The sequence below is a fragment of the Paenibacillus sp. FSL F4-0236 genome (assembly GCF_038000135.1).
Classification (GTDB): Bacteria; Bacillota; Bacilli; order Paenibacillales; family Paenibacillaceae; genus Paenibacillus_AQ.
Genome location: NZ_JBBOBK010000001.1, coordinates 4132941 through 4144051, shown reverse-complemented (window position 1 = coordinate 4144051; position 11111 = coordinate 4132941). Strand labels below are relative to the sequence as shown.

7 protein-coding genes are annotated in these 11111 nt (G+C 43.0%); 6 read left to right on the top strand and 1 reads right to left on the bottom strand.

The window, feature by feature from the left end; genetic code table 11:
* Positions 1-107: 107 nt before the first annotated feature.
* Positions 108-1853, bottom strand: coding sequence for an alpha-glycosidase (locus NSQ29_RS18755; RefSeq protein ID WP_341125821.1), 1746 nt, complete (start codon positions 1851-1853; stop codon positions 108-110).
* 792 nt (positions 1854-2645) lie between these two features.
* Between NSQ29_RS18755 and NSQ29_RS18750 the strand changes: the two genes are divergently transcribed.
* The 6 genes from NSQ29_RS18750 to NSQ29_RS18725 all read left to right on the top strand — a co-directional run bounded on the left by NSQ29_RS18750 (position 2646) and on the right by NSQ29_RS18725 (position 11110).
* Positions 2646-3980, top strand: a complete 1335-nt coding sequence (locus tag NSQ29_RS18750; RefSeq protein WP_339269867.1) for a sugar ABC transporter substrate-binding protein — start codon at positions 2646-2648, stop codon at positions 3978-3980.
* Positions 3981-4087: 107 nt separating this feature from the next.
* Positions 4088-5401 (top strand): sugar ABC transporter permease, encoded by a 1314-nt coding sequence (locus NSQ29_RS18745; protein ID WP_042125830.1) that lies wholly within the window; start codon positions 4088-4090, stop codon positions 5399-5401.
* Entirely contained in the window at positions 5398-6240 is an 843-nt protein-coding gene (locus tag NSQ29_RS18740) for a sugar ABC transporter permease (RefSeq protein WP_339269869.1), read from the top strand. The genes NSQ29_RS18745 and NSQ29_RS18740 overlap by 4 nt, the downstream gene beginning before the upstream one ends.
* A gap of 92 nt (positions 6241-6332) precedes the next feature.
* Positions 6333-8387, top strand: coding sequence for a methyl-accepting chemotaxis protein (locus tag NSQ29_RS18735; protein ID WP_341125820.1), 2055 nt, complete (start codon positions 6333-6335; stop codon positions 8385-8387).
* 166 nt (positions 8388-8553) lie between these two features.
* Positions 8554-9486: an AraC family transcriptional regulator gene (locus NSQ29_RS18730; RefSeq protein ID WP_341125819.1), complete on the top strand. Its 933-nt coding sequence runs from the start codon at positions 8554-8556 to the stop codon at positions 9484-9486.
* Positions 9487-9604: 118 nt separating this feature from the next.
* The gene (locus tag NSQ29_RS18725) at positions 9605-11110 is read left to right on the top strand and encodes an alpha-glucosidase/alpha-galactosidase (protein WP_341125818.1); all 1506 of its coding nucleotides are present in this window, start codon (positions 9605-9607) and stop codon (positions 11108-11110) included.
* Position 11111 lies beyond the last annotated feature (1 nt).

Genomic DNA, 11111 nt, shown 5'->3' with positions numbered 1-11111 from the left:
ACAGTCATTCTTAGTCATCTCTAATAGAAAACAGGGTATCCCACAGCTATCATAGCTAGTGAGATACCCTGTTTTGTTATGTTTTATACGGCCAAAGGCATTTAAATCTAGTTGATTGCTTTAAGTATAGCGAAACCATAAGCAGGCATCTTCACGTTCAGCTTGCCACGCTCAGCACGCACTGTATCGGCCGTGAACAAGTTCTCCCAATTTCGCTCGTCTACGTCAATACGGAACGTTTGAGCGGTCTCTTCGCTATTGATCAGTACAACTATAGTCTCAAGATCCAATCGGCGCTCGTAGGCTATCTTACTGCCTTGTCGACCTGCCTCTAAGAAAGTAAATGTCCCCGTACGAAGTGCAGGTTGTTCATTGCGGATTTGAATGAGCTGACGATAGAATTCGAATAGATCACGATCCTGCTTCTCAGGGTTCCACTCCATGCATTTACGACAACCTGGGTCACCCTCACCGTCCATTCCGAACTCGTCGCCATAATAGATACAAGGAGTACCCATAAAGGTGAACTGGAATAGTGCAGCTAATCGCATTTTATTTTTGTCGCCCTCAGCCAGCGTAAGTAAGCGTGGAGTGTCATGACTATCTAACAGATTGAAGGCAACTTCACTTGCTTGCAGTGGGTAACGCGATAACTGCCGGCCAATAGAGTTGGCAAATCCCTCTGCATCAAGGTTACCGTGAACAAAAAAGTCTAAGACGGCATCAGTGAAGGGATAGTTCATGACAGCATCGAATTTATCACCCTCCAGCCACGGAGCAGACTCATGCCAGATTTCTCCAAGGATGTAAGCCTCAGGATTAGCGCGCTTTACCACCTTGCGGAATTCACGCCAGAAATCATGATCTACTTCATTGGCGACGTCAAGGCGCCAACCATCGATTCCAACTTCTGTAATCCAGAATTCAGCGACCTTCAGTAAGTACTCTTTAACTTCAGGATGTTCGGTATTAAGCTTTGGCATATGTGGTTCAAAGGCAAAAGTATCATAAGTAGGAATCCCCTTTACAACCTGAAGTGGAAACTCGCGAATATGGAACCAGTCTTTGTAAATGGAGTCTTCTCCCTTTTCCTGAACATCTAAAAATGGAGCGAAGGTTCCACCGGAGTGGTTGAATACTGCGTCTAACAGCACACGAATACCACGTTTATGGCAGAGTTCGACGAGTTTTTTTAACGTTGCAATATCCCCGAAATGCGGATCAACTTTCATGTAATCTTCTGTATCGTATTTATGATTAGTAGTTGCAGTGAAGAGTGGTGTGAAATAAATAGCATTGATGCCAAGCTCGTTAAGATGATCCAGATGATCAATAACCCCTTGCAGATCGCCGCCAAAAAAGTTGGTTGGTGTTGGCTCTGCTCCCCATGGCTGAACATCTTTTGGATCAAGGCTAGGGTCGCCATTTGCAAAGCGTTCAGGGAAGATCTGATAGAAAACAGCATCCTTTACCCAGGCAGGTGGAGTGAACACATCAACAGGGTTAATAAATGGGAACTCGAAAAGCTTGTTTGGATTTTCTGGCCGGTTCGTTTGAAAATCATTTTCGGTCATCCAAACCTTCTCGTTATCCTTTTGCAGTAAGAATCCGTATTTCAATCGGCGATAGATGGGAACTGAAGCACATTCCCAATAATCGAACATCGCATCAGAGGTGAAGAGGGTCATGGGAATTAGCTCTTTCGTGGTATCCCAAGTGTACTTATCCCCTGCAAAAGCAAATACTTCTGTTAAATCCCCTTTTTTAGCGCGGAGACGCAAGTGAATCGTACTCTCATTATAGGCATAAGACCAATTTAACCGCGGGCGATGGTACACAGCTTCCAGTAACATGAATAAGTCCTCCTAAAGTTTTGTAAGACCAGCTTCGGCAAAACTACCTCAAAAGCATACGCTTAAGTTTTGTAAGCGATACTTTCCCGAACCATTCACCACAGCGCGTGGGGTTTAGAATGTCGCTATTGTTATTGGTTGCACAATTTTTTATGCAACATGCGCAAATGATGAGGCAAACTTGCACATAACAAAGAGGCACAACCGCCGCGAAGTAGCTTGTCCGAGGTTGTACCTTTCATAAGTAACATTGCCTTTTAGTTATATAGAACAGGAGGCAGACAATAGATGAAATGATTCATGTTGGGTTGCCTCTTAACGATTTGGATTATAGCATGGAATAAAAGGGCTTTCAATACTCTTGTTCAAACCATTGCACAAATTTTCACTTGAGTATATGAGCGTTTCTACTCTCAGATAATTGTAAATCTATAGGAAAAGTGAATTTGTGGGATATGAGGGGCAAATAAAATAACAATTCCATTTTTAAACACATGAATTATCGATTAATTAAAAGATATCATGTGAAAAATGGAGATAAATGCCTATAGTGTTTATAAATTAATGGAAAATGGTCAAATATGGTATGTGCAAACGTTTTTAAAAACAAACGATACTGTTGTATGATGTATTCATGAATGAAGCGCTTTCTTGCACTGCGAATTGCATCTCAAGAAGGAGCGAGCTAAAAGAATAACTTTTTTTTTAGCTTTTCTGAAATCGTTTGCGCAAATTTCTAGCTCTACTATTTTATCATCTTATGCTTTTTTAAAATTGGGAGGGGTTAAAGTAATGAAGTTAAAAAAAGTGATGGTTATCACCGCTGCTGTCTCTATGGCACTGTCCGTTACAGCGTGTGGTTCGAGCAACAATGGGAATGCCGGGGGAAACAATGCAGCAAAAGCTACTAATGCTGCTAACAACACTACAGAGACTGCAGCGCCAGAGACCACAGATGCAGCAGCAACAGAAGAAATTGTACCTGAAGATGGAGCGACACTAGTTGTATGGGAAAGTAAGGAAGAAAGACCATTCGCAGATGAAATTGCTAAGCAGTTCACAGCAAAATATAACGTTCCAGTCAAGATTGAAGAGTTGGCACCACCAGATCAAGTAACTAAACTTACGCAAGATGGTCCTTCAGGATTAGCAGCAGACGTTGTTCTTATCCCTCACGACAACTTAGGTAAAGCGGCAAGTGCGAGCTTGGTTCTTCCTAATGACGTCTTCGGTGAAGAAACAAAAGCTAGCAATACTGAAGCTTCAATTATCGGGTCTTCGTACGATGGCGAATTGTATGGCTACCCAAGAGCAGCAGAAACTTATGCATTGTTCTACAATAAATCACTTGTTAAAGAAGCACCTAAGTCTTTCGACGATGTTCTTGCTTTCAGCAAAACATTCACAGATAAATCCAAGAACAGATACGGAATTATGTGGGAAGTAGGAAACCTGTACTTCAACTACATGTTTATCGCTTCTGATGGTGGATATCTATTCGGTAAGGACGGTACAGATAAAGATGACATCGGACTTGCTAATGAAGGAGCTGTTGCAGGACTTAAAGAATTTGTGAAAATGAAAGAAGCATTGCCAATTAAGAGCGGAGATATCAATAGTGATATCAAACGCAGCTTGTTCAACTCAGGTGATGTAGCGATGGATATCACTGGTCCTTGGGAGCTTGGAGGATACAAAGCAGCTCTTGGAGATAACCTTGGTATCGCACCGATCCCTACAGTAAATGGCAAAACAGCTATTACATTCTCTGGTATCAAAATTTTCGCAGTTAACTCGTTTACTCAATATCCGAATGCTGCTAAATTGTACGCTCATTTTGCTTCAAGCAAAGACGCTCAATTGTTACTGAACAAAACGATCGGTTCTGTTCCTACAAACAACGAGGCGCTTCTTGATCCACAAATCGTTAATGATCCATTCGTGTCCGCTTTTGCAGCACAAGCTAAGAGTTCCCAACCAATGCCTTCTATCCCTGAAATGGGTAACGTTTGGAGCCCTGTAAATGCAGCGCTTCCAGAAATTTGGGATAAGGGTGTAGATCCAAAAGCAGCAATGGACAAAGCCGTTCAACAAATCAAAGATTTGAACAACAGTTCATCGCAATAAGGATCATAAATCACAGTCTTAACAGCATACAGTGAATCAAGCTGCCCGTCGCATGTTTAGCGGAGGGCAGCTTCTTATTTTCACTCGGAGAGGAGAACGGAAGCGAAATGCAGCGACATCGCACGAGGGCCGCAGTACTGTCGACGATTTTCATGGGATTGGGACAAATATATAACCGCCAATTCATCAAAGGAATCATGTTTTTAGTTGTAGAAGCCGCCGCTGTTTATTATTTTATTCAGAATCTTGCTACTGCTCTATGGGGTTTTGTTACACTAGGAGAAAACCCTAGCCGTTTGGTAAAAGTAAAAGGCATCGCTAAGATGGTAGCTGGGGATCACTCGATTTATATTTTGATTCAAAGCTTGATCACCATTTTAATGCTTATCATCATAATCCTCGCTTGGTATTTGAACATTAAAGATGCTTATAAGACTGGAGAGAAACGCGATAACGGTCTTCAGGCAAACACCTTTAAACAAAGTGTTCGCTATATACTGGATTATAAGTTCGCTCAGACGTTCTTGGTCTTGCCGGGTATTGGTGTTTTATTCTTTACGATCATGCCAATCATCTTCATGATCCTGCTGGCGTTTACGAACTATTCCGCACCTGATCATCTTCCACCCGCTAAATTGGTTGACTGGGTTGGATTTCAGACTTTCCGAAATTTATTAGTTCTCAAAACATGGAGCCACACTTTTTATGGTGTATTAACATGGACGATTATATGGGCAGTTCTTTCGACGATCACTACATATTTCGGAGGACTATTGGTAGCCTTATTGGTGAGCCAAAAAGGTATTCGTTTCAAAGGAATGTGGAGAGTTATTCTGATTGTACCTTACGCAGTACCGCAGTTAATCTCTTTGCTGCTCATGCGCAATTTATTTAACGGTCAATTCGGTCCGATCAACCAATACCTTGGGTATTTTGGAATGGGTGGATTACCATGGTTGACAGATCCATTCTGGGCTAAGGTTACCGTAATTATTGTTAACATGTGGGTTGGTATTCCAGTCTCGATGTTACTTATTATGGGCGTACTGACTACAATTCCTCGGGATATGTATGAAGCCGCTGAGGTGGATGGAGCATCAGGTTATCAGAAGTTCCGTATCGTTACGTTACCAATGGTATTGTTCTCCACAGCGCCTACTTTAATTACGCAATTCGCAGGTAACATTAACAACTTTAATGCGATCTTCCTATTGACAGGCGGTAGTCCTGTAAATGGTGATTATCAATATGCCGGTTCCACGGACTTGCTAGTAACCTGGCTATACAAATTAACACTTGATCAGAATAAAAACAACATGGCTTCGGCAATAGGGATTATTATCTTTATCATTGTTGCTTCATTCTCCCTGTACAATTACCGCCGGACGAAATCATTCAAAGAGGAGGATATGATCCAATGAGCAGAAAGATCGCGAACTTTATTCGCTTAAGTGGTAGTTACATCATCTTGATTGCTTTGTCGATAGCGGCACTCTATCCGGCCCTCTGGATTCTGTTTGCTTCCTTCCGGCCTGGTAAATCACTGTACAGTAAATCGTTTATCCCTGAGCAATTCACCTTTGATCACTACAGAGAATTGTTCACGTCACCAAGCTATATGTTTGGAACTTGGTATGCGAATACATTGAAGATAGCTATATTCTCCATGCTTATCGGTGTAGTTCTTACCTTATTAACCAGTTATGCAGTATCCAGATTCCGTTTTAAAGCGCGTAAAACAGCGTTATCTACGGTTCTGATTCTTGGTATGTTCCCTGGTTTTATGAGTATGATTGCCATTTATATGCTCCTTAAGGAGTTTAATTTGCTGGATACGCATATTGCCTTGATTATCGTCTATGCAGCCGGGGCGCCGCTGGGGGGAACCTTTATCGCCAAAGGCTTCCTCGACACGATTCCTCGTTCTTTGGATGAGGCGGCTCGAATAGACGGGGCGAGTAATTTCGGGATCTTTATGCGAGTGATTCTTCCCTTGTCACGTCCTATGATCACTTACATGGCACTGACTCAGTTTGTTGGTCCTTGGGTCGATTTCATTTTCGCCAGACTTATTTTGCGGACAAAGGAGAACTGGACCGTCGCAGTCGGAATGTGGGATATGGTTAACACGAACCAAAACACTAACTTCACCTTATTCTCTGCCGGTGCTGTTCTGATCTCTATCCCGATTATGATTTTGTTTGTATTCTTGCAACGTCTGCTTGTTGATGGATTGACTGCAGGAGCTAGTAAGGGGTAACAATTTCGCTTCATACTAAAGAATGAACTGGGTACAGCCTTTGTACAGAAATGGAAGGCTGTACCCTTTTTCCATCATAGGGAGTGAACTTAATGAAAAAGCTATGGACCCTACAGTTTAGATCAGTTGGGATAAAATTGTTCGTTATTCTTTTCAGCTCCATAGTGCTCTTATCCTCTGTTCTAGGATTGACTTCATATTTTGCTGCCAAAGATATCATTACAGATGAGGTTGCCGCGGCCTCCTCACAGTCTATAGTTCAAGCAGCGGACAAGCTGGATTTTGTCCTAACAGAATACGAAGCGCTCTCAAGGCAGTTTGCCCTCGACTCCACATTAAAAGGTGATTTGGAAAACATAAAAAGTGGAGAACTTACAACGGTAGCCAAAGTTTCCGCAGAAGATCGGATTCGTAGAAAGCTAGACTTAGTTAAAGGATCAGATGAGCGGATGTATGGCGTCAGACTGGTATCTAAGAGCTTGGAAGAAACAGAATCGTATAAATCTACAGGAATTAGTGGCCTTCGTAGTGATGAAGGTATTGCTGAAAGACTGAAACAAATTGCAGATGCTAAAGGGGAGCCAGTGTGGTTTCCGGTTCGTGAGAAGGGCTTCTTTGATTCTTATACTGAACCTACTTTAACTATGGGGAGATTGCTTCGCAATCTTGTACATCCTGAAGCGGAGTATTACATGCTGATCGAAGTTAAAGGCAAGGCAATGACCGAAATGTTGTCTAATCTTCAGATTGGAATTACAGGTGAGATTCGAATTTTGAGCTCAGAAGGTAACATAGTTTATGGTGCGGATCATGCTAAACTGGGTCAACCCTCTTACATAAAAGTATCAGAAGGGCAAGATGTAGAAAAGAAACATTCATTTACAGCAGCCGATGAGAACGGAAGTCCGCAGCTTGTCGTGTATCAGCCTTTAAAGACTGCAAAGTGGACGCTCATGGGATATGCACCCGTTAGTGATTTTACGAAGTCGGCAGATAAGCTTCTTTATATCACGTTCTCTGTGGTGCTGGTAGCTGCCGTGATAGCTCTGCTAATTGGTTATGTTCTTGTTCGTTTGGTTGGGCGTCCACTAGGTAAACTGGCGACCTTAATGGAAGAAGGTGAGCGAGGAAACCTTCGTGTACGAACGAATTTTAAGGGTAAGGATGAGATTGGTCGGCTCGGGCATAGCTTTAACAAAATGATGGAGCAAATTTCTCTGCTTGCAAGCCAGAGTGAAATGTCAGCGGATGAAGTGCTTGGTACTTCAGAGCAATTAGTCAAAGCGTCAGGTACAACATCACTTCATGCCAGAGAGGTTGCATCTGCTACGGGTGAGATTGCACTTGGAGCAGCAAGCCTTGCTGTCGAAGCAGAAAAAAGCCATGCTAATGTCGAAATCATTGGCAGTAAGATGAGTGAAGTAACTGAACTAAATACAGTAATGGACGCTTCGGCGGAACGAGTTATTGAGGTTAGTGATCAGGGGACAGAGCTGATGAAGCTGCTGGTAGAGCAGAGTGAATCTACGGTGGAGATGTTCAATCGAATACAAGAGAACTCCAATAAGCTAAGAGAGAGTACTCATTTAATTCGTAGTATTCTTAGTCCTATGATTGCCGTAAATAAGCAGACCAATATTTTGGCGCTAAATGCCACTATAGAGGCGGTAAGAGCCGGTGCAGCAGGCAGAGGCTTTATAGTGATTGCTGATGAAATCAGACAGCTCGCTAACCAATCGAATGAGTCGATCCAATCGGTCTCCAAGATTACGGAAGAGATTGGTCTACACATTGAGAACACGGTTAAAGATATCAATGAGACCGCTCCAAAGTTCCGTGAGCAGATTTCTTCCGTGCGTGAGTCGTCAACGATTTTTGCGAGTGTCAAAGAGGAAATGGAACACTTCATGGGACATCTTAGTGAATCCTCTGCTTCTATTCATGAACTGATAGAGTTTCAGCGTCAATTAGGTGAATCCATGGCGAGTGTCAGTTCCATTGTACAGCAGACGACGGCTTCGACGCAGGAGGTAGCTTCTATGTCTTCACAGCAATTTACTGTAAGTGAGGAGCTAGTTTCCTTATCCCAAAAGCTGGAGAGCTTAGCAGCAGATCTTAAGCAATCTATGGTTTCTTTTCAAGTATGAGAATTAAATCTTATTAGTAAAAACAATAAAACGAGCAACTCTCCTGTGTAATGGAGTTTTGCTCGTTTTTTTCTAACTTAATGACTTCAAGTAGCTCTTCTTGTCTTAGAAGTAGTTTGAGAGATACACTTGGGTTAACATTTTAATAGAAGAAAGGAGTGATCGATTGACGGATTTTCCTCTAAATCTTAGTGGGAGTCTTTTTCAGCAGGCATTAATTGAAAGAGATTATAGTCCTCATTTTTTTGCTTACTATTATAAACAGTGGAACAACTACAGTATGTCTTACCATCAGCATAATTCAACCGAAATCATGTATTTGATCTCAGGAAGCTGTGTTGTGGATGTCCGTTCAAAAACAGGTGAAGAAGAGAGATTTAGGTTAAAGCGGGGAGAACTGATCATCCTCGATGCAAATGTACCGCACAGACTGATTGTCGAGGATGGGACGCCTTGCCGAATGCTGAATGTGGAGTTTGGATTTATGGAATATACAGGGGTTGCTCCATCTATCGGCAAGCTCGCTCGGAAAGAAGCGGCACTTGCTGAATGGTTACAGATGCCCTTTTCCAGTCTAGTCATGCCTGATCCGGAGGAAATTTATCATGTTCTAAAAGGACTTGTACTAGAGCTTGATCAAAGTGGCGGGAAAGGCGGAAGTATGGTCGACTTATTGTTCTGTGAGCTTCTGCTTCGAGTATCAAGCTTGCGACAGGATCAGCTTCATGCCAGTCAACAGCCTTCGCAGCTCTATGTGCGGCGCAGTATCGAATTCCTGCATCAGAATTACGACCAGAGTATTCAGGTTAAGGATATCGCTGCCGCGGTCAATCTGCATCCCGGATATCTGCATCGTATTTTTAAGTCACATACAGGTAGGACACTCAGTGATTATTTGAATATGCTGCGAATGGAGAAAGCAAAGATGCTGCTGGGACAGAGTGATATTCCAATTGCTGAAATTGCCGATTATGTAGGGATTAGTAGCAGACAATATTTTCATCTCCTCTTCAAAAAATATACTGACAACACGCCCATAGAATATCGTAATTCCATTGAGCGTCATGCTTGGAGTTATGAAGAGATGGATGTTCAATAGATAAGTTAGGATTTTTGACACCTTCCTTCAAAAGAGGTCATGATATTGGTTACGCTTTCTCTAGCGCCCTTGCTACAATGGACAGGAACAATCAATTCATTACCGGAGGCTGATAAGGATGTCATTTAAAGTGTCTTTTATAGGGGCAGGCAGCATTGGATTTACCCGTGGATTGTTGCGGGACTTACTAACCGTGCCGGAATTTAATAATATTGAAGTCTCATTTATGGATATTAATAGCCACAACTTGGAGATGGTTACCGAGCTGTGCCAACGTGATATTAAAGAGAATGGATTAAATATTCAAATCCAGGCAACGACGGATCGAAGAGAAGCCCTGAAGGATGCGAAGTATGTATTTTGTACTATTCGTATGGGTGGACTGGAAGCATTTGCTACAGATGTGGATATTCCATTGAAATACGGAGTCGATCAGTGCGTAGGGGATACCCTTTGTGCAGGAGGCATCATGTATGGTCAGCGCGGGATTGCGGAAATGCTGAATATTTGCAGTGATATTAGGGAAATGGCTGCGCCGGATGTACTCCTACTTAACTATTCGAATCCTATGGCTATGCTGACTTGGGCTTGCAACAAATACGGTGGTGTACGGACGATTGGTCTGTGTCATGGGGTGCAGCATGGGCATGGGCAAATTGCAGATGTGTATGGGCTGAAAAAGTCGGAAGTCGATATTATTTGTGCGGGTATCAATCACCAGACTTGGTATATTTCGGCGAGTCATAAGGGTAAAGATTTGACCGAAGGTCTTTTAGAAGCTTTTGAGAGTCATCCAGAATTCAGCCGCACAGAAAAAGTTCGGATCGACATGCTGCGCCGCTTTGGATATTATAGTACAGAATCCAATGGTCACCTAAGTGAATATGTGCCATGGTATCGTAAACGCAGCGATGAAATTATGGATTGGATCGACCTGGGAAGCTGGATTAACGGTGAGACGGGTGGATATCTACGTGTCTGCACCGAAGGGCGGAATTGGTTCGAAACGGATTTTCCGAATTGGATGAAGGACTCGGCACTGGAGTATACAGTGGAGAATCGCGGAGAAGAACATGGTTCATTTATTATTGAAGGCTTGGAAACGGGCAGAGTGTATAGAGGTCACTTTAATACTGTGAACAATGGCGTGATCTCTAATTTGCCAGATGATGCGATTATCGAAGCACCAGGGTATGTGGATCGGAATGGTATATCGATGCCGCTTGTAGGTGAATTGCCTTTAGGAGCAGCCGCAGTGTGCAACGTTAGTATCTCAGTGCAACGTTTAGCTGTTGAAGCTGCTGTGCACGGCGATGACAAGCTGCTACGTCAAGCATTTATGATGGATCCGTTGGTAGGCGCCGTATGTAACCCGAAAGAAATCTGGCAGATGGTCGATGAGATGCTCGTAGCTGGGGAGCAGTGGCTGCCACAATATAGCGAGGCCATTGCAAAAGCGAAGGAACGCTTAGCTTCAGGAGATCTTATTCCAACGAATGCCAGCAATGAAGGCGCAGCTCGCCTGAAGGTAAAGACGGTGGACGAGATGATGGAGGACCGGGAAGCAGCGAATAGAAATGCCGGTGAATCTGATAAAGGCAAGGATAGAGAGAAGGTTCAATAGG

Bases quoted from the DNA above. Each gene is read 5' to 3' on its own strand.
- NSQ29_RS18755 (WP_341125821.1), bottom strand. From the start codon at position 1,853: ATGTTACTGGAAGCTGTGTACCATCGCCCGCGGTTAAATTGGTCTTAT.
- NSQ29_RS18750 (WP_339269867.1), top strand. From the start codon at position 2,646: ATGAAGTTAAAAAAAGTGATGGTTATCACCGCTGCTGTCTCTATGGCA.
- NSQ29_RS18745 (WP_042125830.1), top strand. From the start codon at position 4,088: ATGCAGCGACATCGCACGAGGGCCGCAGTACTGTCGACGATTTTCATG.
- NSQ29_RS18740 (WP_339269869.1), top strand. From the start codon at position 5,398: ATGAGCAGAAAGATCGCGAACTTTATTCGCTTAAGTGGTAGTTACATC.
- NSQ29_RS18735 (WP_341125820.1), top strand. From the start codon at position 6,333: ATGAAAAAGCTATGGACCCTACAGTTTAGATCAGTTGGGATAAAATTG.
- NSQ29_RS18725 (WP_341125818.1), top strand. From the start codon at position 9,605: ATGTCATTTAAAGTGTCTTTTATAGGGGCAGGCAGCATTGGATTTACC.